We start from the raw sequence: 24,084 nt of genomic DNA, 5'->3' as shown, positions 1-24,084 counted from the left end.
CCCATGCGATATCTATTACTTCTCTTAAAACGATCTGGATTTTTCCTTATCCTCACTGGCCTTGTTTTTCCGTCATCACCCGCGACAGCCAAGCTTGTGATCGCACAGGGTGGAGCTTCCGGCTACCTCATGGAACACAGCCTGCCGGCAATAGCTATGGCTATAGTGATGGACACGGATATTGTCAAGATTGACACAGTCCTCAGCGCAGACAATGAGGTTATTGTTGCTGGCTCTCCCAGAATACAACATAATACCAATGTTGGTGAAATTTTTCCTGATCGTAAGCGGGACGATGGACAGTTTTACGCCCTCGACCTTACTCTTGAAGAAATTCGTCAACTGACTCTGCGCGATCCTGCGGGACGTTTTCCCGAAGACCTGCAGCTACGTCTCACCATCCCAACCCTTGAAGAGGTATTGTCCCTCGTCGAGGCACTGAACAAAAGCCTGGAAAAAAACACTCGCATTGCCATTGAACTCAAGCAGACCTGGCTGCACCGCAAAGAAGGCAGGGATCTCAGCAGCCCTGTACTTCGTATCCTTCAGCAATATGGCTACAGTAGCCCTGACGACACTCTTCTTCTAATGTCCTACGATGCCGCCGAGCTCAGTCGCATAAAAAAAGAGCTTCTCCCTGAAATGGGGATGGATGTCAAGCTGGTGCAACTCATTGAATCAAATGAAGGACAGGAAAATATGACCGAGGAGTGGGGAGAGTGGAACAGTTATAACTACGACTGGATGTTTTCTAAATCTGGCCTCCGTTCACTCACCAGTTCCGTGGCCGCCATAGGCCTGCCCAAACATATGCTGGCAGATTCTGAGGGGAAACTGTTACTTGATGATTTTGTAAAAAATGCCCAGCAGCTTGGAACCATGATCTTCACCTTTCCAATTGAAAAAGATACTGCAAAAAGAGTCCCCTTCGTCCAGAATTTTAATGAAGAACTGGAATTTTTCTATTTCACAGTGGGAGTTGATGGAGTCATTACCGCCTTCTGTAAAAATAGTCTTGAATATCTGAAGAATAGAGAGGCAAAACCTGCCACCATCCTGCCACTGGACGAGGCAGAGGTCGTCCCCCCATCCGTGGAAATCATCTCAGGAGATCCCCTGCAACTCACCAGTCCGTTAGAATCTCAATTCAAGGAATAAACAATGGCTATATTTGTAGATAAAAATACCAGAGTTCTGGTCCAGGGAATCACTGGAAAAGAGGGGCAGTTCCACACCGAACAGTGCCGCCTGTATGGAACAAACATCGTTGCTGGAGTAACTCCCGGCAAAGGTGGGCAGAACCTGAAGGGAATTCCCGTTTTTAACAGTGTGGCCGCAGCGAGGCGTGACACCGGTGCCAATGCCTCCATGATCGTAGTCCCTCCTCCCTTTGCTGCAGAAGCCATCCTTGAAGCAGTGGATGCAGAACTTGAATTGGTGGTGTGTATCACTGAAGGAATTCCGGTTATGGACATGCTCCGGGTCAAAAATGGCATGGCGGGTAAAAAGACCCGTCTTATCGGCCCCAACTGCCCGGGGATCATCACCCCAGGAGAGTGCAAGATCGGCATTATGCCAGGCCCCATCCACACCCCGGGTGGCCCGGTTGGAGTGGTTTCACGGTCGGGCACTCTTACCTATGAAGTTGTCCATCAGCTCACACAACAGGGACTTGGTCAGACTACCTGTCTCGGTATTGGCGGTGACCCCATCAACGGCACAGACTTTATCGACTGCCTCTCGGCCTTCCAGAATGACCCTGAAACACTGGCAGTGGTTATGGTTGGTGAGATTGGCGGCAGCGCAGAAGAAGACGCTGCTGCCTGGATAGCCGCCAACATGAACAAACCCGTGGTTGGCTTCATTGCGGGACTGACAGCCCCTCCAGGAAGACGCATGGGCCATGCCGGAGCCATTGTCAGTGGAGGCAAAGGAACAGCAGAGGCGAAACTTACCGCCATGCGCGACAACAACATTCATGTCTGTGAAAGTCTGGGGAACCTTGGCAGGCTGTGCCGGGAAGTCTTTACAGAGCATATATGAAACGAACCATGGAAACAATCAACTGGCAGGATTTTGAGCGAATTGAGCTGCGCACGGGTACCATTGTTGAAGTCAATGACTTTCCCGAAGCCCGGCAGCCCGCCTGGAAACTTCTTATTGATTTTGGCAGCGAAATTGGCACTCGAAAATCAAGTGCCCAGATCACAGATCTCTACAGCAGGGAGGAGCTCATTGGAAAACAGATCATCGCTGTTCTCAACTTTCCTCCCAAACAGATCGGCCCCTTTATGTCAGAATGTCTGGTTACCGGATTCTCTCAGGAAAATGGTTCCGTGGTTCTGGCCGCTCCGGACAAAACAATTGCAAACGGTTTAAAAATATCATGACAACTGAACAAACACCCTTTCGCGTCCTTATCGGAAAACCCGGCCTTGACGGCCATGACAGAGGCGCCAAATTTATTGCCAGGGCTCTGCGGGATGAAGGCTTCGAAGTGATTTACACAGGCATCCGCAGAACAGCAGCAGAAATTGCCGCCACTGCCATCCAGGAAGACGTAGATGTGGTCGGTCTCTCTTCACTGTCCGGCGCCCACCTTCGACTTTTTCCGCAGGTGGTCCAGGAATTGAAGGACCGGGGTGGAGCTGATATCCCGGTTTTAGGAGGTGGTGTCATTCCGGACGAGGATATCGAAATCCTCCTGAAAAAGGGGCTCAATGCAATCTTTACCCCCGGAACTGCGGCCGACACCATCATCCAGTCCTTCACAACAGCCAGTCAGCAGCACCGTGACCATGACACCGAAAAGTAAAGCCCTGCTTGCAGGACTGAAGGATCACGACCCACGTGCCATTGGCAGGGCCATCTCTGCCGTCGAAAACAACGGCATGGAAGCAGCTGAGATACTTTCGGCGCTCGACCAGGACCTGATTGATAATGTCCTGGTACTTGGGATCACAGGCCCTCCCGGAGCCGGGAAATCCACACTCACCTCCAGTCTGATCCGCACCCTGCGTGAACAGAGAAAACGGGTGGGTATTATTGCGGTGGATCCTTCCTCCCCCATCAGCGGAGGTGCCATTCTGGGTGATCGCATTCGCATGATGGATCATGCCCTTGACCCCGATGTTGTTGTACGTTCCATGGCAACCAGGGGGCGACTTGGCGGATTGTGCGCCTCAGCCGGGGCAGCAGTACGTATAATGGCGGCCTCCGGCTGTGAGGTGATTCTTATTGAGACAGTGGGTGTTGGTCAGTCTGAGATGGATATTGTTCGTCTTGCTGACATCACCCTTATGGTACTTGCCCCAGGTTTTGGCGATGATATCCAGGCCATGAAAGCGGGATTGCTTGAAGTGGCAGATTTTTTAGTGGTGAACAAATCAGATATAGCAGGTGCTGAAGCGCTATGTATGGATATGGAACAGATTTTCTCCGCTAAAGAGGAGGAAAGTGCAATCAAACGTGTCCTTAAAACAATAGCCACAGACAATGCGGGCATTGCTGAACTTCTCAATACAGTCAATAGATTCTCCAGCTACATAAAAACAAATGGCATAAAAGAAAAACGGCGTGGCAGGGCACTGGAAGCCGAAACGCTTGACTGGGTATTTGAAATACTCCGGCCAGGATTAAAACAGGCCATATCAGAATGTTCTGAAAGAAGTGATCCCCGTGTCCGAGCACAGGAACTGATCGACACACTAAACCTCTAAAAATCCAAAACATCGTGAGCACAAATACAAAGTACAATGAGTGGCAGGAAAACGAACTCTCAACAAGCCTGAACCGTTTTCCGGAACGAAAGGAAGAGTTTACTCTCCATGGGGACGCTGAAGTTCCGCGTCTCGCCCTGCCAGAAAACATAGACGACGACTATCTGGAACATATTGGGTTTCCAGGACAGTACCCCTACACCAGAGGCGTTCAGCCCACCATGTACCGGGCCAGGTTCTGGACCATGCGGCAGTATGCCGGGTTCTCCACGGCATCGGAATCCAACAAACGTTACCGCTATCTGCTCGCTCAGGGGACCACCGGCCTCTCGGTGGCCTTTGACCTCCCCACTCAGATCGGCTACGACTCCGACGACCCCATGTCTCTTGGTGAAGTGGGCAAGGTTGGTGTGGCCATTGACACCTTAGCCGACATGGAAGCACTCTTTGCTGACATTCCACTCGACAAGATCTCCACCTCCATGACCATTAACTCTCCGGCCATTGTCCTGTTGGCCATGTACATTGTGGTGGCGGAAAAACAGGGCATCCCTGCAGACAAACTTCGTGGAACCATCCAGAATGATGTCTTAAAAGAATACGTTGCCCGCGGAACCTATATTTTTCCACCCAAACCATCCCTTGGCCTGATCACCGATATTTTTCAGTGGTGCAGCGCAAATATGCCACTTTTCAATACCATCTCCATCTCCGGCTATCATATCAGGGAAGCTGGTTCCACAGCTGCCCAGGAGGTTGCTTTTACACTTGCAAACGGTATCACCTATGTGCAGACGGCTATCGAGGCAGGGCTTGAGATAGATCATTTTGCCAAGCGCCTGGCCTTCTTTTTCAATGCATCCTCAAACCTTCTGGAAGAGGTTGCAAAATTCAGGGCTGCACGCAGACTCTGGGCCAGGATCATGAAAAACCGCTTTGAAGCAAAAAAAACGGCCTCCATGATGATGCGATTCCATGCCCAGACAGCAGGCAGCAGCCTTGCCGCAAAACAGATCGATAACAATATAGTGCGTGTCACCATCCAGGCTCTTGCAGCAGTTCTTGGCGGCACTCAAAGCCTCCACACCAATTCACGTGATGAAGCACTCTCTCTACCCACCGAAGACTCGGTTCGCACCGCACTTCGCACTCAGCAGATCATTGCCCACGAATCAGGAGTTGCGGATACTGTTGATCCTTTTGCCGGATCGTATTATATCGAGCAGCTTACGGATTCCATCGAACTTGCTGCAGAAGAACTGATCGCAAAGATTGAACATTCCGGAGGTGTGGTGGCCTGTATTGAAGATGGTTTTATCAAGCGGCAGATCGAGCAGGCAGCCTATGAGTATCAAAAAGAAATCGAATCCGGTGAACGGGTTATAGTCGGCGTTAATGGTTTCCAGATAGAAGAAGAAGTAAAGCCGGATTTGCTCCGGGTCAATCCTGCAGTTGAAGAAGCACAGGTGAGTTCGCTGAAAAATGTTCGCCAGCAACGGGATGAGGCAGAGGTCCAGAGCAGATTGGCTGCTCTTCAAGTTGCTGCTGAATCAGGAAGTAACCTTATGGAACCGATAATTGATGCGGTTCGGGTTTACGCAAGCCTCGGTGAAATATGCTCTGTCCTTCGGGGAATTTTCGGAGAATATCGGGACTGATTGAAATACAAAAATAAAAAAAATACGAATATGCTAGAAAAAATAGATCACTTAGGAATTGCCGTTCACTCCATCGCCGAAGCACGAAAGTTCTATGAAGAAATACTCGGACTTACCTGTGAAAAAGAAGAGGAAGTTGTCTCTCAGAAGGTGCGTACAGCTTTTTTTGTACTCGGTGAAACCCACATTGAGTTGCTGGAACCCACAACAGACGATAGCCCCATAGCCAAATTCCTGAGCAGTCGCGGGGAAGGCTTGCACCATGTGGCCTATCGCAGTACAAATGTAGAGGAACAATTGGAGCAGGCTAGAGAAAATGGCTGCAAACTGATCCATGAGACACCTTTCACTGGAGCCGGTAACAAGCAGGTAGCCTTTCTTCATCCCAAGTCCAGCCATGGACTACTCACTGAATTCTGCAGTGGAGCACAAAAATGACAGACCATATCGACAACCTGCTGAAACTCCGAGCCGAAGCACGACTCGGAGGCGGCCAGAAGCGAATCGACAAGCTCCATGCCCAGGGCAGAATGACCGCCAGAGAACGAATCGATCTCCTTCTTGATCCCGGCTCTTTTGAAGAGTTTGACATGTTCAAAACCCATCGCTGCCATGATTTCGGCATGGAAAAAAAGATATTCCCTGGAGACGGCGTGGTCACTGGCTATGGAACGGTAGACGGCAGACTGGTCTACGTCTATGCCCAGGACCCAACGGTTCTTGGTGGCTCTCTCTCTGAGACATTTGCTGAAAAAATTTGTAAGATCATGGATCTTGCCATAAAAAATGGAGCCCCCGTTATTGGCCTCAATGATTCAGGAGGGGCTCGTATTCAGGAAGGTATTGAAAGCCTAGCCGGATATTCTGATATTTTTCTTCGGAATGTTATGGCTTCCGGTGTTGTGCCACAGATCTCCGCAATTTTTGGCCCCTGCGCCGGAGGCGCGGTCTATTCACCGGCACTCACCGACTTTGTAGCCATGGTCAAAAACAACTCCTACATGTTTCTCACCGGCCCCAAGGTGGTCAAGTCCGTCACCCACGAAGATGTAACCGTTGAAGAACTCGGGGGTGCCGACATGCATTCCACGCGTTCCGGGGTTTCAGATTATGCTGCCCAGTCTGGTGCAGACTGTATTGGGTATGTCAAAAGACTGCTCAGCTATTTGCCACAAAACAATGTGGAAACGCCACCCACACTGCCCACACAGGACCCCTCAGAACGTCGTTCGGAAGAACTCAACTCTATCATTCCGGAAAGTGCGAGCACACCCTATGATATGAAGGAAGTGATTCTTGCAAGTATCGACAACCGCGACTTCTTTGAGATCAAAGAAAATTTCGCCCCCAACCTTATCATCGGATTTGCCCGATATAGTGGTAAAGTTGTGGGAATTGTAGCCAATCAACCATTACATCTCTCGGGAGTTCTGGATATTGACTCTTCTGTTAAAGGTGCCCGCTTTGTCCGTTTTTGTGACTGCTTCAACATTCCAGTGGTCACCTTTGTTGATGTCCCCGGATTTCTCCCCGGAACCGCCCAGGAATATGGCGGTGCCATCCGCAACGGTGCAAAAATCCTCTACGCATATGCAGAAGCGACTATTCCCAAGATCACTGTCATCACCCGTAAAGCATATGGTGGCGCTTACTGCGTCATGTCATCCAAGCATCTCCGCGGTGACATCAACTATGCCTGGCCCTGTGCTGAGATTGCCGTCATGGGAGCAAAGGGAGCCGTTGGGGTATTATACGGAAGGGAAGCCCAGAAAACAGATGACCCCGCAGCTTATCTTGCAGCCAAAGAGGAAGAATACCAGGACGCTGTCGCCAATCCTTACGTAGCAGCAAGACGCGGCTATGTCGATGACATCATTGAGCCGGCACGAACCCGCTTTCGTATCATTAAAGCCCTTGGAATGCTGCAGAATAAAAGAGACAGCAATCCCATGAAAAAACACGGGAATATTCCTCTGTAAAGAACCGGTTAACAAAACAAGGAATGGTTTTCGGCTTGATCCTACGACCAGAAGCCGGAGATCAGTTCTCTAATTTCCCCTAACTAACCCAAAACCGTGACCGCATAGCGACGCCATGACATTTGCAAACATAGGTCTTCACAATCTCAACCAGCCGGGACTTGACGCCCTGCAATTCTCACTCATGGGAATGACACTGGTTTTTGCTGGATTGGTGATCATAGCCATCTACATCACCCTGCTTCCCAAGCTTCTCAGGCTCGGAAGCCCCAAACCACAGCTCTCTACCAAAACAACTTCTGCTGACAACAGAGAGGAAGAGGAAATTCTTCTGGCCATTGCCACTGCCCTCCATCTCCACAACAACTTTCCCGATGGAGATGAACGTATCACCTGGAAAAGCCATGGTGACATGGAATCACCCTGGCTTGTTTCAGGGCGCATGCAGAGTCTGAACAACCGAAAATTGACAACCACCTGGAATCGCAAATGAAAGAATACAAGCTAAAAATAAACAACAATAGCTATAATGTTGTTATTAAAGATGTTACTGACGATGCCGTGCTGGCTGAAGTGAATGGCAAACAGCATATTGTTAATATTGATACCATCGAAAATTTCACTGCAGTCGCTGACTCCAAAGCGAGAGCTCCCATCTCTGCCATGCCCTCCGCCTCCCCAGCTGCTCCTATGGCTTCACCACCTGCATCTGCGACTGCAGGTAGCGGAGCCATCCTCACCCCTATTCCAGGGCAGATTATCAGTATTACTGTAAGCCTTGGCGAGCAGGTGCGTACCGGACAGAAATTACTGGTCCTGGAAGCCATGAAACTTGAAAACAGTATTACGGCCACCATAGATGGGACAGTAAGTGAAATCCTCATTGCTGAAGGCGATGTGGTCAATCAGGGCCAGCCTCTGATCATCCTGACATAGGGGACACAGTGGATCTTTTAAGCTTCTACAACAACTCGGGAATTGCGCATCTGGAATGGATCAATCTCATAATGATTGCCGTTGGGATTGTCTTTATCTACCTCGCTGTTACCAAGGATTATGAACCTCTCCTGCTGGTTCCCATCGGATTTGGGGTTATTGTGGGAAACATCCCACCCATTCAAGGAATGCCGCTCTCCGTCTATGCTGAAGGTTCAGTTTTTTACTACCTCTACCTTGGAGTAATGAAAGGGATATATCCACCTCTCATCTTTCTCGGAATCGGAGCAATGACCGACTTTTCCACCATGCTTTCAAATCCCAAACTGATACTCCTGGGGGCTGCTGCCCAGATTGGTGTATTTCTCACCTTTATTGGTTCTCTCTACCTCGGGTTTTCCCCGGAGCAGGCTGGAGCAATAGGTATCATCGGTGGGGCAGACGGCCCCACTGCCATATTTCTTTCCTCCATGCTTGCCCCGGAACTCCTTGGTCCCATTGCCATAGCCGCCTATTCATACATGGCACTCGTTCCTGTCATCCAGCCGCCGATCATGTACCTTCTTACATCTAAGAAAGAGCGTGTCATTCACATGAAACCACCACGCCAGGTATCCAAAAAAGAAAAGATCATCTTTCCTATTGTCGCCTTTCTTATCTGCGCCCTTATCGCTCCAGGCTCTATGACGCTTCTTGGTATGCTCTTTTTCGGCAACCTGCTCAAGGAATCAATGGTTACCGAACGACTGGCCAATACGGCCAGAAATTCCTTAATCGATATCGTAACCATCCTCCTTGGCTTTTCAGTGGGTGCCTCTACCCAGGCCCAGACATTTCTTACCAGCCAGTCTATTCTGATCTTTGTCCTTGGTGCCGGCTCCTTCGTTATTGCCACCATGGGCGGGATACTCTTTGCCAAATTTATGAATCTTTTCCTGAAAGAGAAAATCAACCCGCTCCTTGGCGCTGCAGGTGTTTCTGCAGTTCCAGATTCTGCACGGGTGGTTCATGCAGTAGGTCTCAAAGAAGATCCGAGTAATTTTCTCCTTATGCATGCCATGGCACCTAATGTGGCTGGAGTTATTGGATCGGCTATTGCAGCTGGTGTTCTCTGGTCGGCCCTGGGGACATTCTAATGGTATCAGAACATTTAGCTGTCGGTGACTTTCAGATTTACTGGTTAAATGGCGGAAATTTTCGCCTCGATGGCGGAACCATGTTTGGCGCTGTGCCAAAGGTTCTCTGGGAAAAAAAGTGCAAGGCTGATACAGCCAACACACTACCATTCACCAATGATGTTCTGCTGGTCAAAACAGCAGAACACAATCTTATAATCGACACAGGCCTTGGAAATAAACTGACAGAAAAACAGCTTTCCATCTTTCAGGTGACTGCTCCCTGGTCTCTAGTGGAAGATCTTGCAGAGATTGGCCTGTCACAACAGGATATTGACTATGTCCTTCTTACCCACTGTGATTTTGATCATGCCGGTGGCATAGTCATGCATACCCCAGAAGGCAGAGAAGAACTCACGTTCCCAAACGCCGTCCATTACATACAGAAAACGGAGTGGGAGGATGTGGAACAACCATGCCGTCGTGCTCAGTCCACCTATTGGCCTAAAAACTTCAATCTCCTGAAAAGAGAAGGTCAACTTGAGATTGTTTCAGGAGATGTTGAAGTCATCCCCGGCATAATGCTACGGCACACCGGGGGTCACACCCGCGGACATCAGTTGATCGAAATCACCTCAAGAGGCGAAACCGCAGTCCATTTAGGCGATCTTTTCCCCACCCACGCGCACAGCAATCCACTGTGGATTATGGCATATGACAACTTTCCGCTGGAGGTTATCGATCGCAAGGAAGAATATTTCAGACACTATCAGCAACTGAACAGCTGGTTCACCTTTTATCATGACCCGCAGGTTAAGGCCTGTAAACTCGATCTCCAAAAGAACCTGAACCAACTCTGGCCATAATGAAATTTTTTTTAAAATACTTTCTTCCCATATTCCTCCCCTGGGCCATAGCCTTCTCTATTTTTTTCACTTACTTCTATTTCTCTGAAACTGACAAGGTGAACACGAATCGCCTTGAAAAGGAACGTCTCAATGTTCGCATGGGCGAGAGCGCGATCTACCTGGAATTTCAAACGGTCATGTCCGATCTTCTTATCCTGGCAAAGAACAAGGCCTTTCATCATGACCAAAAGCTTCTTCCCCTTGAGTCCTTCACAAATCTTCAGAATGACGTACAGCTCTTCTCACAAATCAAAGGAATCTATGACCAGGCCCGTTTTTTAAACACCGAAGGAGTAGAGATTGTTCGGGTGAACTTCAAACAGGACAAGGCAACCATAGCCCCGGCTTCGTCACTGCAGAACAAGGGGAATCGCTACTACTTCCAGGAAACAATCACCATTGATCAGGGAATGGTCTACATTTCACCCCTTGATCTCAATATTGAGCACGACCGGATCGAAGAACCCTACAAACCGATGATTCGCTTCGGCACTCCTGTGTTCAATAATCAGGGGGAAAAAATAGGGATACTGATACTCAATTACATGGCAGAGCGTCTCCTCGGAAACTTTTCCAGTGCAGTTGCAAATATTAGAGACCATGCCTCCCTCGTAAACGCAGAAGGATATTGGCTCAAACATCCTGATCCTGAAAGGGAGTGGGGGTTTATGCTGGATCATAAGCATAACTTCAGCAATGTTCATCCACTGGAATGGAAACGAATTATGGCGACAGAACGAGGCCAGTTCACCAGCGACAATGGTCTGTTTACCTTTGCCACCATTCATCCTTTGCAGTCATCGCAACACTATAACTCAGGACATACCGAAAAAACGCAGGCAACAATGCAAAAAGACTACCAGTGGAAAGTTATCTCCCATGTAACAAAGGATGATATCAATGCCGGCAATAAATCCATACTGCTTTCTCTGGTCCAGATTGCGACTCTCGTTCTCCCCCTACTAATACTGTTTAGCTGGCGCCTCTCTCAGGCCAAAATAAAAGAAAGGGAGGCCGTGGAGATTCTCAGGCACCAGGCAACTTTCGACACTCTGACCGGCCTTCCCAATCGCCAGCTTTTTCATGATCGTTTATCGCGTATCATTCTGGACAGCAAACGCCTCGACACCCGTTTTACTCTGTTTTTTATCGATTTGGATAAATTCAAAATCGTCAACGATAGCCTTGGGCACACTGCTGGTGACCAGCTGTTGAAGGAAGTTGCAGAGAGGATTCATGAGCTAGTGCGAGAATCCGACACCGTGGCTCGCATGGGTGGTGATGAGTTTACCGTTATCCTCAACACCATGACAGACCGTAAAGATATTATCAGAATGGCACAGCTTATTATAGACAAGCTCTCTCAACCCTTTATCCTGAATGGCCAGGAAGCATCAATAGGAGCCAGCATAGGTATAGCCCTTTTTCCAGACGATGGTATTGAGCAGACCATCCTGATAAACAATGCTGACGCTGCAATGTACAGGGCCAAAGAGGCAGGACGAAATCAGTTTTGTTTTTCTGCCTAAAGTCCATGGTCAGTTCTGGTAAAAGAGTGCAACATTCAACACACCCTCCCTTCATAAGCCCTGTAGATAAGGTAATCTTTCCAACACATTCCCTTCTTAAGAATTATTTTCAGTTTCTCTTACAGGACCGGCCAGAACATTTGGAAAAAATTTTTTTTTCGGTTAAGTTCTGTTTACTTGAAACCTATACTTTCACACAAAAACCCAGAGAGGTTCTTAATGAGTTACCCAACAGTTTTAAAAGCATTCTGCATCCTTGGTCTGGTAACCATTTTTCTTGTCCCAGCCCTTCAGGCGAAACCCAGAACCTCAGTAAAAAACACCCTTACCCGCGAAGAAAACCCCAGGGTAGGAACAAAAAACAGCCTTATGCCCTATGCCTTTTCATCAGAGAGTATGGGATTTACCCTGGGTGTCGGCGGCGGTGCAAAGGGCTATGGACAGGATCCAAAAAACCGGGCTTACACAGGCAGATTCAGGCAGGATACTATCCGAGCGGGTAGCAATGATTCTGACATGGATGACTACGTAGAAGACAGTGGAGATGACAACTGGACAGACTTCAAAATGGAGTTTGTCATGCCCTGGGGATCATCACGAAGTGACGCCATGCAGTACTACACCCTGAAAGACAGTTTGCTTAAATCTGCCCCCGTAGGAGGCAACACCTGGAATCCAATGAAGAGTGGTGTCACAACTCTTCTTCAATGTTCTCCGGTGCAGTTGTCCGCCTTGATGTTGGTTTTTCCGACGAGTCCACAACCGGCTTGGTTATGTTCGGACATCCTTTTTAAAGGGATGGAACTGAAACCAAAGCACCTTCGAGTGTAAAGTATGCGAGCAGTTATTCAGCGAGTCAACAGTGCATCTGTTACTGTTGATTCTGAAAAAACAGGAGAGATTGGAGCAGGACTTCTTGTACTCCTTGGCATCCACAAAGATGACGGGGAAGCAGAGATCACATGGATGGTTGACAAAATCATCAACCTTCGCATCTTTGAAGACAACGATGGTAAAATGAACCGATCTCTTATTGATAGCTGTGGTGCCATGCTTGTCGTTTCCCAGTTCACCCTCTATGGTGATTGCCGTAAGGGACGACGCCCCGGCTACTCCAGTGCTGCCCTACCCGAAAAAGCAAAGACCCAGTACCTCAAATTTATAGAGACAGTAAGACAAAGGAACATAGTCACTGCAAGTGGTAAATTTCAAGCCCATATGGCTGTAGAACTTGTTAACGACGGCCCGGTAACCCTTCTCCTTGATTCCAATAAACTTTTTTAATATGAGACTCTAATGACCTATTCTCCAGGCTCTACCTATTCCGGATTTACCCTGAAACAAGTGCAACAGCTCGACGAAATAAAAGCAGAAGTATATCTTTTTGAGCACGATGTTCTCGGCTGTCCATTACTGGCCATCAAGAATGGCGACAATAACAAAACCTTTTCAGTTTCATTCAACACCATTCCCACCGACTCCAAGGGCGTTGCTCATATTCTTGAGCATTCGGTACTTATGGGATCAAAAAAATACCCGGTTAAGGATGTCTTTGGCGAAATCAACAAGGGCGGACTCATGACATTTTTAAATGCCATGACCGGATCGGATATCACCTACTATCCCTTTGCCACCAGGAACCTGAAGGAATATTTCAACATTATGGATGTGTATATGGATGTGGTGTTAAATCCACTGCTGGCCAGATCCACATTTGAACAGGAAGGCTGGCATTACCACCAGGAGGGGAAAGATTCCCCCCTGCAGTATCAGGGTGTTGTCTACAACGAGATGAAAGGAGCCTTTTCCGACCCCATACGGTTGATCTTTCATCATATATTTGGCGGCCTGATGCCAAATTCCACCTACGCCCATGAATCGGGTGGGGATCCGCAAAACATTCCAGAACTCTCCTATGAAGAATTTTGTGCCTTTCACAAAACCCATTACCATCCATCAAACGCCACATTTTTTATTTATGGCGATGCAGATCTTGGTGATGAACTGTCCTATCTTCAGGATAATTTTCTTTCCGAATTCCCCGAAAAAGGGAAACGTGCAAAAGTACTTTCCGGAGACGAGATACAAAAAATAACCTACATTGAAGACCGTTACAGCATCGACTCAAAGAATACAGATCAAAAAACCTTTCTTGCTGTTGCAAGCAGAGTCTCAACGGTGCTGAATCGTGAAGAGAATGCAGCCTTCCAGATCATCTCCAACATCCTCTACAACTCAGATGCCTCACCTCTAAAGAATACTATTATTACCAGTGGATTGTGTAAGGACTTTGGTGGTTTTTATATCTCCACCTCAAGTTTCAAAACCATGATGGTAACCTATCTTGTGGGAAGTGATTCTGAAAAACGAGATGAGTTCCTCAATCTCTACAAAAAAACTCTATCACAGATGGCAGCGGAGGGCCTGGCTACAGACCTCATCCTTTCAGAACTCAACAAGTATGAATTTGGGGTGAGAGAAGAGGGCTGCAAGGCACAACGCGGTCTGGATCTTATCGGCAAAGCAATGCCTGCATTCAAGTACGGCACAGACCCCTACGATTCCCTGCAGATTAACGAGTTGTTTGCAACCATCCGTAACAGGGCATTAAACGAGAACTACTTCGAGGAACTGATCAAGAAATACCTTCTCGACAACCCGGCTACAGTTGTCATCACCCTCAAGCCGGATCCAGAAAAACAGACCAGGGATCAGGCAAGTGAGGCGGCACGTCTTGAAGCATACGGTAAAAGTCTTGACTCCCATAGCCAGGAAAAACTTATTGCCAGAACTCTGGAGCTGATGGAGGATCAGCAACGGGCAAACAGTGTGGAGACTCTTGCCCTTCTTCCTCAACTGGGACTGGAGGACCTTGACCGGAACCCCGATTTTCATCAGGTACGTGCCACAGATATTGACGGACACGAATTTCTGGTCAGCGAACTGAATACCGATCATATTTCTTATATTGATATCGGTTTTGACGTCTCCTGCCTCCCGCAAAAATATCTCCCCTGGCTGGATCTTTTCGGAAGTATTGTTACCGAAATCGGTACCTCCAAAATGGACTATATGCATTTTGCCAGGGAAGTCGGGATCTGTACTGGAGGATTCTCGCATAACTTCCACTGCCATGTCAAAAAAGGTGGCCATGGTGACTTTCGTCCCATCCTCTGGTTCCAGATGAAATGCCTGCCCGAGTACCAGGAACGAGCCCTGCAACTCTTGAGTGAGGTCTTCTCCGATCTCTCCCTGCAGGATCGCGTTCATATTCAGGAAATTGTTATTCGTGATTTTGCCTGGACAGAACACGAAGCCCAGAGCGAAGGGTATAATCTCCCAGCATCGCTGGCCTTTGCCCAGTTAAGTAAAGCCGGAGCCTGTAATGAAATGGTCTCGGGGGTCACTAATTATCGCAGCACCAAAGAACTTGCCAATAACTACCCAAAACTTGAAGAAGCCTTTCTAGCAGGTCTTCGGGAGATGGCAGATACGCTTTTCAACCGAAACAATCTGACCATTTCTATTACCGCCAATGAAAGCGAAGTCACCAGCTTTCAAAAGCACTGCAGAGGTCTGATATCAGCGCTCCCTGATATGACACCGCCCAGACAGGAATTTATTATACCAAAGCTTCCCAGACATGAGGCGCTAATCACCTCCGCAGAAGTTGTCTACGCAGTACAGGGTGGTAAACTCCTGCCCGAAGGCGAAGGGTACAAGGGGTATTTTGAGGTTCTGAAAACCTACCTCTCCCGTGATTATCTCTGGAATACAGTACGGCAGATGGGTGGGGCCTATGGCTGTTTTATCCAGTTCAGTCCTATCAGTGGTAACTTTGCAGTTATAAGTTACCGTGACCCGCAGGTACGAAAAACCTATACCTGTTATCAGGCCATGGCTGAAGTGGTCAAAAATCTTGAACTGCCCAAAGAAGTCCTGCATCAGTTAATTATAGGAACCTACGGCAACTTTACTCCCCATCGGGCTTCTGCTGCAAAAGGTATCTCTGCCCGCAATGATTACCTGAACGGTATTACCGCAGAGTTCAAACAGCAGCGAATTGAAGAGATCATTTCAACCTCCGTAGAGGACATGCGTTCTTATGCCGATGCATTTGCCACCATGCAGGCAAACAGTAACCGGATGATCATTGGAAACCGTGCAAAAATTGAAGCTGACAGTGATCTTTTTGATCAGTTGGGCGAGTTATAAGAACCTGATTACCATCGAAACTCAGCTTTGCAACCCGGAGTTGTTCCGTGTCGATTATATGGGACGCCATAAACCCATCCCTGGGGGCTCTGCTGTGGCCGTCCAGGCTGCAGAAGGAAAAAATGACCACTGAACACTTTGAGCAAGCAACCTCTGGATTGGATAAACATCCATACCCGCTAACAGGAAAAATCAGCCAATGAAAAAAGTACTGGTTCTCTATTACTCCCAAAGCGGACAACTGCAATCCGTTATGGATCAGATTGTCGCACCTCTTAAACAGTGTGACGGTATCCAATGTGATTATCAAAAAATTGAGCCGCTAACTCCCTATCCTTACCCCTGGCCATTTTACAGGTTTTTCAATGTGTTCCCGGAAGCTGTCTACCTCGATGGCTGCCCGGTGAAGACCTTGCAAATAGAAGAACAATACGATCTCATCGTGCTCGGCTACACCTCCTGGTTTCTCTCTCCTTCCATTCCTGTCACCGGTTTTCTGCAAAGTGATCAGGCCAAAAAAGTATTTAACAATACGCCAGTAGTAACTGTGATTGCCTGCCGTGATATGTGGCTGATGGCCCAGGAAAAAATGAAAACGATGCTCAAGGACCTTGGTGCACACCTCCTGGACAACGTGGTGCTCACAGATCAGGGTAAATCGCTCTACACCTTTGTCACCACTCCACGCTGGATGCTCACCGGAAAGAAAGATGCCTTCTGGTTCTTCCCCCGGGCAGGAGTACACGAAAATGAAATTGCTTCCACCTCTCGTTTTGGGGATCGTCTCTGCAAAGCATTGCAGCATGATGAAGAACGGGATAGTCTCCCACTGCTGAATAACATGGGAGCCGTTAATGTCAACGGAAAGCTGATTGCCACGGAACATATAGCCCACCGCAGTTTTTTGATCTGGTCCAAACTGATCAAAAAGGCAGGGCCCCAATATTCACGTGGACGTAATGTTGTTATCACGATCTATGTAATCTTTCTATTGACTCTGATACTCACCATTGTACCTTTGAACATGCTGGTCCGAAAGCTGCTTTCTCCATTCAGGAAAAAGTCGCTCGCCAAGGCTGTCAAATACTATGAACAACCTTCAGGAAAATAAAGGCTTTTAAGTTTACAACGCATGTTACAAAACGTTTTTATCAATTGCATCAGTGCATTTTTACCCAATGAAGCGGTTTCCAATGATAGCATGGAGTCGTTACTTCAGCCGGTGGCGACACGACCATCACGGGTACGAAACCTGATTCTCCGCAGTAACAAAATCATTTCCCGCTACTATGCCATTGATCCCAAAACCGGCCTCGCCAGTCACAACAATGCTCAACTCACCGCAGAAGCCGTACGCATGCTTGGCACACAGGGCTGCGATCTGGATACCATAGAGCTCCTTGCCTGCGGCACCACCCTTCCCGATCAGATCATGCCTAACCACGCACTCATGGTACTTGGGGAGCTTGGTCTGCCACCATGTGAAGCTGTTGCAACTGCAGGGATATGTCTAGCGGGTACCATGTCACTGAAATATGGATATATGGCTATCCTCTCCGGACTCAACAGCAATGCTGTGGCAACGGGTTCCGAGAATGTATCATCCCTCCTGCGCGGCCACCTCTTCACTGAAGAAATGGCCGTGCGCAGCAAAGATCTGGAAAAGAACCCCGAGCTCGCCTTTGAAAAAGACTTCCTGCGCTGGATGCTGAGTGATGGAGCCGGGGCTGTCTGGATGAGCAACAAGCCAAACAGTACCAGGGACGGGATATCCTTACGCATAGACTGGATTGACCAGAAATCCTATGCCGGTGAACTAGAATCCTGTATGTATGCTGGTGCCGAGAAACTCCAGGATGGTTCTCTGCGCGGATGGCGTGAATATCTCCCCCAGGAATGGCTGGAACATTCAACATTCAGCATAAAACAGGATGTCAAACTGCTTAATGATAAAATCATTGAGTACACCGTGACAAGACCTCTCCTTGAACTTGTGAAAGAAAACAGAGTGGATCCCGAACAGATTGACTGGTTCCTCCCCCACTACTCCTCTGCCTATTTTCGTGACAAGGTGTATAAAGGAATGCATCATGCTTATTGTGATATCCCACAAGAAAAATGGTTCAGCAACCTGAGCACAAAGGGAAACACCGGATCAGCATCCATATACATTATTCTTGAAGAACTCTTCAACTCCGGACGTCTCGAAAAAGGGGAACGTATACTCTGCTATGTCCCGGAAAGCGGCAGATTTTCAACGGCATTTATGCATTTCACCGTGGTATAGGCAATGGAACAGAACGAAGTCCCACAGGATAACATCCGTACCTACGCAAACAACAAAAAAGCGATGTACGCAACAGACAGCGCCGGTAACTACGATGTTATTGCTTCCAGTGGCTGGAAGATCGAAGAAGAGGCAACCATGCAGGCGGTACAGGAACTTGAACGTCTCGCAAAAGATGCCTATACAAAGGTAGGCAGTGGCAGCAAATCCCCCCTTTTTTTTTATATGTACGACAGACGTATGGATCTGCAGGTATTGTCCGAATCAACCGGTATATATAAATGGCGCATCAAACGCCACTTCAACCCCTCTGTTTTCTGGAAACTTTCCTCAAAAATGCTTGATCGATACGGAAACGCTCTCGGAATGACCGCAGAGGAACTCTGCAGAATGCCGGAGCAGAAGTAAAACAATGACTAAGCAAGTGCCTTTTCAGCACAAACATTTTGCCCATTGTGAAAGTGGCGTGATGTCACTCATGATATCACATCATGGGCTGCCGCTCTCGGAAGCCATGGCCTTCGGCCTCTCAGGTGCTCTACTGTTTGCCTATATCCCCTTTCTTAAACTGGGCGGCATGCCGCTTGTCACCTATCGGACACGGCCAAAAGGCATCATAAAGGGATTGCAGCAAAATCTTGGTATTAAAATGCAAATGCACACCTTCTCGAGTCCACAAAAGGGTATGGATATGCTCGACACACTCCTTGCTCAGGGAAAAATAATCGGAGCCCAGAGCTCGGTCTTCTGGCTTCCCTACTTTCCCCCGGAAATGCGATTTCACTTTAATGCCCATAATCTGATCATTTACGGAAAGGAAGACAGGCAATATCTGATCAGCGATCCTGTATTTGAGACACGCCAACGTTGTGAGGCAAAGGATCTTGAAAAAGCACGTTTTGTAAAGGGAATGATGGCCCCAAAGGGATTACTTTACTATCCACACCATATTCCCAAGCATATTGATTTTCCTGTTATTATTCCAAAGGTGATCTATAAGAATGCCAAAGCCATGCTGAAAACACCCGTTCCCATTGCCGGGATTCGCGGTATTCGTTCCCTGGCAAAAAGCATAGGAAGACTCGACCAAAAAGATCCCAGGTGGGCCAGGCTCTTTCTCGGCCATATCGTGCGAATGCAGGAAGAGATTGGAACCGGTGGTGCCGGTTTTCGTTTTATCTATGCGTCATTTCTTCAGGAAGCAGCTACTCTCCTCGACAATAAGGATTTGCAGAAAGCATCACGGATGATGACCGCTGTAGGCGACCAGTGGCGCGAGTTTGCCCTGCTGGCAGTTACCGCCATACGCAAGAAAAAAGACAAACCAGTCGACTTTGCTGCTATCGGGGAGAAAGTAAACTCTCTGGCTGATGCAGAAGCCGAAGTATACCAAGAACTTCTGGATAGAAATCTGGCTTGAAGGAATGATACACATCAACAGTCTCACAAAATGCTATCATGGTAAGCCAGCCTTAAAAGAGCTCAGCATGGAAATAGGCAAAGGTGTTATCTTCGGCCTACTGGGGCCTAACGGGGCCGGGAAAACAACATTGATTTCCATCCTGAACGGGCTCAGTGGTTTCCAGGAGGGTGAGATTAAAATATTTGGCCTCCCCCTGGGCGACAATCTCAAACAGATCCGTAAACGCTGTACTCTTATTCCCCAATCCCTTGCCCTGTATGCTCATCTTACCGTTATTGAAAATCTCCACTTTTTCGCAGGTATCCAGAATATTGTCGGTGCATCCCTCCAGAACAATCTCGAATATGCAATATCCGTCAATCATCTCGATACGTTCCTTGAGCAAAAGGCCGGCACCCTCTCCGGTGGGCAAAAAAGACGTCTGAATATTGCCATCGGCCTGTTGAACGACCCTGAGATTCTTTATTTCGACGAGCCTACCATCGGAATTGACCCTGAGTCACGAATCGACATCCTCGAAACCATCCGCAATTTCAAGGAAGACCATAAAACCGTTATCTACACTTCCCATTACATGGATGAAATCGAAAAAATCTGTGACGAAGCCGCCATCATCAATCATGGAGAAATCATTCGCCAGGGATCGTTGCAGGCTCTGCTTCAGGAAAATAATGATCCGGCAATGAATCTTGAATCTCTGTTTATTCATCTGACCAGTCCGGAAAAATTGAATGCTTAGGGCAATGCTCAAAAAAGAATTTATTCTGATCCTGCGCGACAAGCACGCCCTTGCTGCACTCTTTGTCATGCCCTCTATTTTTATCCTGATCATGTCCATGGCGCTGAAGGACACCTTCAATAGTGACAGGGCTTTTATACGTTACACCGTGATCGATAAGGATCAGACATCTATCAGTCTGAAAATTGCGACCTTTCTTAAGGAGAACACCGTACTTCAGGAATACGAAGGGAAGATATCGAGTCAGGAACAACTGGAGCAGGCATTAAACAGCGGCCTCCATTTCGCTCTCACTATCCCCAGAGGCTATTCTGCTCAGTTTACCCAGAAAAAGAGTGACAGAATCTTACAACTCGACGTTGCAAGTGACGTCAAACAAGATATGCTGGCACTCTTTAAAGGAGAATTGAGGGCAGTTATCATACAATTGCAGGTACAGAAAATGCTGCAGGAACTTGAGCCATTACTACCAGGGCTTACAGCAAGGTCAGAAGCAGTGAGGCTTCACAAGAACGAACTGGAGGTTCACTTCAATGGCCTGCGCCCAGATCAGCACCCCACATCCACCCAGCAGAGCGTACCGTCATGGATAGTCTTCGGGATGTTTTTTATCATTATCCCCATGTCCACCATCTTTATCAACGAACGCAAACAGAATACCCTGATGCGGATGCAGTCCATGAACGTCTCTATCCCACTTCTTTTTACCGGGAAAATTGTACCATACATGATTATCAATCAGCTTCAGGCGTGGCTGATGATAGCAGTTGGAATGTTTATTGTGCCGCTCCTTGGTGCTGCTCCCCTCACCCTTGGAAACTCCTTGCCTGGTTTGTTCATGGTTTCCGCTGGGCTCAGCCTGGCTGCCATAGGCACATCAATCCTGATCGCAGTTTCAGTAAATAGTGTGGAGCAGGCAACAACCATCGGCGGGCTTATTAATATCTTATTTGGTGCCATCGGCGGGGTCATGGTTCCTAAATTCTTTATGCCGCCGGGCATGCAGACCCTGAGTAACATCTCGCCCATGTCATGGGGGCTCGAAGGATTTCTCGATATCTTTCTGCGTAATTCTGGTACAGGTGCAGTGCTCATTGAGTCACTGGCTCTTGCAGGTTTCGGAATAATCCTGCTTCTCACTGCATGGCTGATATTTGGCCACAGAACTAAAAATGGATTATGAAAGGGTCAGTTGACAATACATTAAAACTACGCCTGAAAACCATGATATTCACAGAGTGTGATATTGAGGACATAACACCGGATGAATTGAATGATGATGTTATGATTTTTTCCGACGCCAGTGGACTCGGCCTGGATTCACTGGACGCCCTGCAGATCTCCATGGGGCTGCAGAATCAGTTTGGAACACGACTTGTGGACAGCAAGGAATTTCGCCGCCGTGTCACCACCATCAACGCTCTGGCCGATTATATCCAGCCAGAGTAACTGCATATATCAAACCTGCAATGCCGGAACTGCCCAATTAATCACAGATTTCCCCTGACGCTCCAGGTACGCATTTGTCCTGGAAAAATGATGATTTCCAAAAAATCCTCGATGTGCAGAGAGGGGTGAAGGGTGAACAGACTGCAACACAAGGTGACGTTTCTGGTCAATAATCCTCCCTTTTTTCTGAGCGTAACTCCCCCAAAGAAGAAACACCAGTCCGGTATGTTCTTTATTGAGTTTTTCTATAATAGCATCGGTAAACCGTTCCCAGCCTTTTCCCTGATGGGATCCGGCTTTATTTTTTTCAACTGTGAGAACACTGTTGAGAAGCAGCACACCCTGCTCGGCCCAGCTTTTCAGATATCCATGATTCCCGATAGGAATCCCAAGATCCCCCTGGATTTCCTTGAAAATATTCTGGAGTGATGGTGGTATCCTGACTCCCGGTTTTACAGAAAAACAGAGCCCATGTGCCTGACCTTCACCATGATAGGGATCCTGCCCGATAATCACAACCTTCACATCATCGAATGAAACCAGATTCATACTGCTGAAGATATTATCTCCCTCGGGGTAGATAATTTTCCCAGCCTGTTTTTCCTCAATCAGAAACCGTCTGAGATTCTGCATATACTCCTGCTCAAACTCTCCGCCTATCTTGGCTTTCCAGGAAGATCTGAGCTTTACCCGATCCTGTATCTCTGACATTGCGACATACCAATATGTATATTGTTTTTTGGGTACAATCACATACCTGATTACCATCAAAACTCAGCTTTGCAACCCGGAGCTGTTCCGTATCGATTATATGGGACGCCATAAACCCATCCCTTGGGGCTCTGCTGCGGCCGTCCAGGCCGATATGCCCATACAATCGACACGAAACAACTCCTCCTCATGCGGGTAGGCTGAGGATTAGTGGTAATCAGGATCATATAAGTACCATTACAGTCCATCTGCTTGTGACCCGATCAAGCCAGCCATATAATTCTTTACCACAAACAGAGATCTTCAGCACTTGCCATTGCATGCAGATTAAAGAGTTTCCAAGTGATTATTTTGACTTTACCTGCTAACTCTGAAGGTGCGTTAAGATACCTCACAACCATCCATAAGGAGAACAAATATGAAAGTTATACAACTTGATGAGACAAACGAGTATACACCAGGTGCAATGAAGCGGTTTTTTCTTGTACAAGACTCCGCATATTTTAAAATTATTAATTTCAACCTTGAGGCGGGTGTGACCTTTCCAGTTCATTCTCATGATCTGGATGGTGACTTATCTATTCAGATACTTGAAGGGAATGGTTTTTTTCTTGGTAAGGGGGACACGGAATTACCGGCAAAAAAAGGTGATATCCTTGTGTCACAGATTCGCGAGCCACATGGAGTACGAGCTGAAACAAACCTACGAATTCTGGTTACAATCTCCCCTCCAATCTAAACCTGTACTGAATCGTCCATTGAGAACCTTAATATGGAAGTCAGCAATGCGTTGGATCTGATCCTGGTAATGGGAGACCATAACCAACGTACATTGCGACTTGAGCGTCAGCAGTAATTCCTCAATAGCGTTGCTCGCCTCCGGATCAAGGGAGGAAGTAGGTTCATCAAGCAGTAAAACTTCCGGATTCAGGACAAGAGCTCGTGCCAGACACAGTCTCTGCTGTTGCCCGCCTGAAAGTAGACGGCCGTCATCTCCCAGGCGATCTTTGACTTCGTCCCAAAGGCATACCTGTCTGAGCACGAATTCCACGTTCTCTTTGATCCGCTTCTTATCATTTACATGTGCGAGGCGCAGGGGAAAGGCTATATTTTTATAAATGGACATTGGCAGCGGGTTGGGCTGCTGAAAAACCATGGCCACCTTTCGGCGCAGTTCACAGACTGGAAGTGTTGGATCGTGAATATTTTTAAAATGACCAGCCAGTTCCATTGTAACCTTTCCCGATATATCACACCCCTCAACTTCTTCCCACAATCTGTTCAAGACCATCAGGAAGGTCGACTTTCCAGATCCAGATGGCCCGGTGATAGCTGTTATTTGATTTGCCGGAAGCTGGAGGCTGATATCATGCAAAACTTTCTGCCGACGATAATAAAAACAAAGGGATTGCGTAT

General features: G+C 47.7%; 28 protein-coding genes. 26 read left to right on the top strand and 2 right to left on the bottom strand.

The features are described 5' to 3' along the window. The first annotated feature begins 3 nt into the window (after nucleotides 1-3). The 24 genes from glpQ (at nucleotide 4) to UWK_RS07750 (ending at nucleotide 21,957) form a co-directional block, all read left to right on the top strand. Nucleotides 4-1,158 carry a glycerophosphodiester phosphodiesterase gene (glpQ, locus tag UWK_RS18405; RefSeq protein WP_015403832.1) on the top strand — a complete coding sequence of 385 codons (1,155 nt, stop codon included), beginning with the start codon at nucleotides 4-6 and terminating at the stop codon, nucleotides 1,156-1,158. A 3-nt stretch (nucleotides 1,159-1,161) separates the two neighbouring features. After that, nucleotides 1,162-2,043, top strand: coding sequence for a succinate--CoA ligase subunit alpha (gene sucD / locus UWK_RS07855; RefSeq protein ID WP_015403831.1), 882 nt, complete (start codon nucleotides 1,162-1,164; stop codon nucleotides 2,041-2,043). A gap of 8 nt (nucleotides 2,044-2,051) precedes the next feature. Then, a complete protein-coding gene (locus UWK_RS07850) occupies nucleotides 2,052-2,390 on the top strand; it encodes a tRNA-binding protein (RefSeq protein WP_041916790.1) in 339 nt (112 codons plus the stop codon). Beyond that, entirely contained in the window at nucleotides 2,387-2,815 is a 429-nt protein-coding gene (locus UWK_RS07845; RefSeq protein ID WP_015403829.1) for a cobalamin B12-binding domain-containing protein, read from the top strand. Before UWK_RS07850 ends, UWK_RS07845 begins: the two co-directional genes overlap by 4 nt. Then, the gene (gene meaB, locus UWK_RS07840) at nucleotides 2,799-3,719 is read left to right on the top strand and encodes a methylmalonyl Co-A mutase-associated GTPase MeaB (protein WP_015403828.1); all 921 of its coding nucleotides are present in this window, start codon (nucleotides 2,799-2,801) and stop codon (nucleotides 3,717-3,719) included. The genes UWK_RS07845 and meaB overlap by 17 nt, the downstream gene beginning before the upstream one ends. A gap of 14 nt (nucleotides 3,720-3,733) precedes the next feature. Continuing rightward, nucleotides 3,734-5,377, top strand: coding sequence for an acyl-CoA mutase large subunit family protein (locus UWK_RS07835; RefSeq protein WP_015403827.1), 1,644 nt, complete (start codon nucleotides 3,734-3,736; stop codon nucleotides 5,375-5,377). Nucleotides 5,378-5,407: 30 nt separating this feature from the next. Continuing rightward, the gene (gene mce, locus UWK_RS07830) at nucleotides 5,408-5,815 is read left to right on the top strand and encodes a methylmalonyl-CoA epimerase (RefSeq protein WP_015403826.1); all 408 of its coding nucleotides are present in this window, start codon (nucleotides 5,408-5,410) and stop codon (nucleotides 5,813-5,815) included. Continuing rightward, nucleotides 5,812-7,356, top strand: a complete 1,545-nt coding sequence (locus tag UWK_RS07825; RefSeq protein ID WP_015403825.1) for an acyl-CoA carboxylase subunit beta — start codon at nucleotides 5,812-5,814, stop codon at nucleotides 7,354-7,356. The genes mce and UWK_RS07825 overlap by 4 nt, the downstream gene beginning before the upstream one ends. A gap of 115 nt (nucleotides 7,357-7,471) precedes the next feature. Further along, nucleotides 7,472-7,849, top strand: coding sequence for an OadG family protein (locus UWK_RS07820; protein WP_015403824.1), 378 nt, complete (start codon nucleotides 7,472-7,474; stop codon nucleotides 7,847-7,849). After that, a complete protein-coding gene (locus UWK_RS19810; RefSeq protein WP_015403823.1) occupies nucleotides 7,846-8,292 on the top strand; it encodes a biotin/lipoyl-containing protein in 447 nt (148 codons plus the stop codon). The genes UWK_RS07820 and UWK_RS19810 overlap by 4 nt, the downstream gene beginning before the upstream one ends. 8 nt (nucleotides 8,293-8,300) lie before the next feature. Continuing rightward, nucleotides 8,301-9,428, top strand: a complete 1,128-nt coding sequence (locus tag UWK_RS07810) for a sodium ion-translocating decarboxylase subunit beta (protein WP_228130049.1) — start codon at nucleotides 8,301-8,303, stop codon at nucleotides 9,426-9,428. Continuing rightward, the gene (locus tag UWK_RS07805) at nucleotides 9,428-10,273 is read left to right on the top strand and encodes an MBL fold metallo-hydrolase (RefSeq protein ID WP_015403821.1); all 846 of its coding nucleotides are present in this window, start codon (nucleotides 9,428-9,430) and stop codon (nucleotides 10,271-10,273) included. The genes UWK_RS07810 and UWK_RS07805 overlap by 1 nt, the downstream gene beginning before the upstream one ends. Beyond that, nucleotides 10,273-11,844, top strand: coding sequence for a GGDEF domain-containing protein (locus UWK_RS07800; RefSeq protein WP_015403820.1), 1,572 nt, complete (start codon nucleotides 10,273-10,275; stop codon nucleotides 11,842-11,844). The genes UWK_RS07805 and UWK_RS07800 overlap by 1 nt, the downstream gene beginning before the upstream one ends. A 219-nt stretch (nucleotides 11,845-12,063) precedes the next feature. After that, entirely contained in the window at nucleotides 12,064-12,675 is a 612-nt protein-coding gene (locus tag UWK_RS07795; RefSeq protein WP_015403819.1) for a hypothetical protein, read from the top strand. A 3-nt stretch (nucleotides 12,676-12,678) separates the two neighbouring features. Then, nucleotides 12,679-13,128, top strand: coding sequence for a D-aminoacyl-tRNA deacylase (gene dtd / locus UWK_RS07790; RefSeq protein ID WP_015403818.1), 450 nt, complete (start codon nucleotides 12,679-12,681; stop codon nucleotides 13,126-13,128). Nucleotides 13,129-13,140: 12 nt separating this feature from the next. Next, a complete protein-coding gene (locus UWK_RS07785; RefSeq protein WP_015403817.1) occupies nucleotides 13,141-16,059 on the top strand; it encodes an insulinase family protein in 2,919 nt (972 codons plus the stop codon). After that, entirely contained in the window at nucleotides 16,037-16,192 is a 156-nt protein-coding gene (locus UWK_RS18965; protein ID WP_167320689.1) for a hypothetical protein, read from the top strand. The genes UWK_RS07785 and UWK_RS18965 overlap by 23 nt, the downstream gene beginning before the upstream one ends. A 66-nt stretch (nucleotides 16,193-16,258) precedes the next feature. Further along, nucleotides 16,259-17,170, top strand: a complete 912-nt coding sequence (locus UWK_RS07780) for a hypothetical protein (protein WP_015403816.1) — start codon at nucleotides 16,259-16,261, stop codon at nucleotides 17,168-17,170. 21 nt (nucleotides 17,171-17,191) lie between these two features. After that, nucleotides 17,192-18,346, top strand: a complete 1,155-nt coding sequence (locus tag UWK_RS07775; RefSeq protein ID WP_015403815.1) for a beta-ketoacyl-ACP synthase III — start codon at nucleotides 17,192-17,194, stop codon at nucleotides 18,344-18,346. Nucleotides 18,347-18,349: 3 nt separating this feature from the next. Beyond that, nucleotides 18,350-18,754, top strand: coding sequence for a hypothetical protein (locus UWK_RS07770; RefSeq protein ID WP_015403814.1), 405 nt, complete (start codon nucleotides 18,350-18,352; stop codon nucleotides 18,752-18,754). A gap of 4 nt (nucleotides 18,755-18,758) precedes the next feature. Then, nucleotides 18,759-19,766, top strand: coding sequence for a BtrH N-terminal domain-containing protein (locus UWK_RS07765; protein WP_015403813.1), 1,008 nt, complete (start codon nucleotides 18,759-18,761; stop codon nucleotides 19,764-19,766). Further along, nucleotides 19,717-20,508 carry an ABC transporter ATP-binding protein gene (locus UWK_RS07760; RefSeq protein WP_015403812.1) on the top strand — a complete coding sequence of 264 codons (792 nt, stop codon included), beginning with the start codon at nucleotides 19,717-19,719 and terminating at the stop codon, nucleotides 20,506-20,508. Before UWK_RS07765 ends, UWK_RS07760 begins: the two co-directional genes overlap by 50 nt. Then, entirely contained in the window at nucleotides 20,501-21,691 is a 1,191-nt protein-coding gene (locus tag UWK_RS07755; RefSeq protein ID WP_015403811.1) for an ABC transporter permease, read from the top strand. The genes UWK_RS07760 and UWK_RS07755 overlap by 8 nt, the downstream gene beginning before the upstream one ends. Beyond that, a complete protein-coding gene (locus UWK_RS07750) occupies nucleotides 21,688-21,957 on the top strand; it encodes a phosphopantetheine-binding protein (RefSeq protein WP_015403810.1) in 270 nt (89 codons plus the stop codon). Before UWK_RS07755 ends, UWK_RS07750 begins: the two co-directional genes overlap by 4 nt. Nucleotides 21,958-21,966: 9 nt before the next feature. On the opposite strand, the gene ung is transcribed toward UWK_RS07750, so the two are convergent. Beyond that, on the bottom strand, nucleotides 21,967-22,668 hold the full coding sequence (ung, locus tag UWK_RS07745) for a uracil-DNA glycosylase (protein ID WP_041916785.1): 702 nt from the start codon (nucleotides 22,666-22,668) through the stop codon (nucleotides 21,967-21,969). A gap of 28 nt (nucleotides 22,669-22,696) precedes the next feature. On the opposite strand from ung, the gene UWK_RS19585 reads away from it, so the two are divergent. Beyond that, the gene (locus UWK_RS19585; protein ID WP_167320688.1) at nucleotides 22,697-22,867 is read left to right on the top strand and encodes a hypothetical protein; all 171 of its coding nucleotides are present in this window, start codon (nucleotides 22,697-22,699) and stop codon (nucleotides 22,865-22,867) included. Between the two features lie 219 nt (nucleotides 22,868-23,086). Further along, nucleotides 23,087-23,407 carry a cupin domain-containing protein gene (locus UWK_RS07740; RefSeq protein ID WP_015403808.1) on the top strand — a complete coding sequence of 107 codons (321 nt, stop codon included), beginning with the start codon at nucleotides 23,087-23,089 and terminating at the stop codon, nucleotides 23,405-23,407. Here UWK_RS07740 and UWK_RS07735 read toward each other — a convergent pair. Further along, nucleotides 23,372-24,043 (bottom strand): phosphate ABC transporter ATP-binding protein, encoded by a 672-nt coding sequence (locus UWK_RS07735; protein ID WP_228130048.1) that lies wholly within the window; start codon nucleotides 24,041-24,043, stop codon nucleotides 23,372-23,374. The genes UWK_RS07740 and UWK_RS07735 overlap by 36 nt on opposite strands. Nucleotides 24,044-24,084: the final 41 nt, after the last annotated feature.

The organism is Desulfocapsa sulfexigens DSM 10523, from assembly GCF_000341395.1.
Classification (GTDB): Bacteria; Desulfobacterota; Desulfobulbia; order Desulfobulbales; family Desulfocapsaceae; genus Desulfocapsa; species Desulfocapsa sulfexigens.
The sequence above is the reverse complement of the archived record's forward strand: the minus strand, read 5'-3'. Positions and strand labels throughout refer to the sequence as shown.

Bases quoted from the DNA above. Each gene is read 5' to 3' on its own strand.
- glpQ (WP_015403832.1), top strand. From the start codon at position 4: ATGCGATATCTATTACTTCTCTTAAAACGATCTGGATTTTTCCTTATC.
- sucD (WP_015403831.1), top strand. From the start codon at position 1,162: ATGGCTATATTTGTAGATAAAAATACCAGAGTTCTGGTCCAGGGAATC.
- UWK_RS07850 (WP_041916790.1), top strand. From the start codon at position 2,052: ATGGAAACAATCAACTGGCAGGATTTTGAGCGAATTGAGCTGCGCACG.
- UWK_RS07845 (WP_015403829.1), top strand. From the start codon at position 2,387: ATGACAACTGAACAAACACCCTTTCGCGTCCTTATCGGAAAACCCGGC.
- meaB (WP_015403828.1), top strand. From the start codon at position 2,799: ATGACACCGAAAAGTAAAGCCCTGCTTGCAGGACTGAAGGATCACGAC.
- mce (WP_015403826.1), top strand. From the start codon at position 5,408: ATGCTAGAAAAAATAGATCACTTAGGAATTGCCGTTCACTCCATCGCC.
- UWK_RS07825 (WP_015403825.1), top strand. From the start codon at position 5,812: ATGACAGACCATATCGACAACCTGCTGAAACTCCGAGCCGAAGCACGA.
- UWK_RS07820 (WP_015403824.1), top strand. From the start codon at position 7,472: ATGACATTTGCAAACATAGGTCTTCACAATCTCAACCAGCCGGGACTT.
- UWK_RS19810 (WP_015403823.1), top strand. From the start codon at position 7,846: ATGAAAGAATACAAGCTAAAAATAAACAACAATAGCTATAATGTTGTT.
- UWK_RS07805 (WP_015403821.1), top strand. From the start codon at position 9,428: ATGGTATCAGAACATTTAGCTGTCGGTGACTTTCAGATTTACTGGTTA.
- UWK_RS07800 (WP_015403820.1), top strand. From the start codon at position 10,273: ATGAAATTTTTTTTAAAATACTTTCTTCCCATATTCCTCCCCTGGGCC.
- UWK_RS07795 (WP_015403819.1), top strand. From the start codon at position 12,064: ATGAGTTACCCAACAGTTTTAAAAGCATTCTGCATCCTTGGTCTGGTA.
- dtd (WP_015403818.1), top strand. From the start codon at position 12,679: ATGCGAGCAGTTATTCAGCGAGTCAACAGTGCATCTGTTACTGTTGAT.
- UWK_RS07785 (WP_015403817.1), top strand. From the start codon at position 13,141: ATGACCTATTCTCCAGGCTCTACCTATTCCGGATTTACCCTGAAACAA.
- UWK_RS07780 (WP_015403816.1), top strand. From the start codon at position 16,259: ATGAAAAAAGTACTGGTTCTCTATTACTCCCAAAGCGGACAACTGCAA.
- UWK_RS07775 (WP_015403815.1), top strand. From the start codon at position 17,192: ATGTTACAAAACGTTTTTATCAATTGCATCAGTGCATTTTTACCCAAT.
- UWK_RS07770 (WP_015403814.1), top strand. From the start codon at position 18,350: ATGGAACAGAACGAAGTCCCACAGGATAACATCCGTACCTACGCAAAC.
- UWK_RS07765 (WP_015403813.1), top strand. From the start codon at position 18,759: ATGACTAAGCAAGTGCCTTTTCAGCACAAACATTTTGCCCATTGTGAA.
- UWK_RS07760 (WP_015403812.1), top strand. From the start codon at position 19,717: ATGCAGAAGCCGAAGTATACCAAGAACTTCTGGATAGAAATCTGGCTT.
- UWK_RS07755 (WP_015403811.1), top strand. From the start codon at position 20,501: ATGCTTAGGGCAATGCTCAAAAAAGAATTTATTCTGATCCTGCGCGAC.
- UWK_RS07750 (WP_015403810.1), top strand. From the start codon at position 21,688: ATGAAAGGGTCAGTTGACAATACATTAAAACTACGCCTGAAAACCATG.
- ung (WP_041916785.1), bottom strand. From the start codon at position 22,668: ATGTCAGAGATACAGGATCGGGTAAAGCTCAGATCTTCCTGGAAAGCC.
- UWK_RS07740 (WP_015403808.1), top strand. From the start codon at position 23,087: ATGAAAGTTATACAACTTGATGAGACAAACGAGTATACACCAGGTGCA.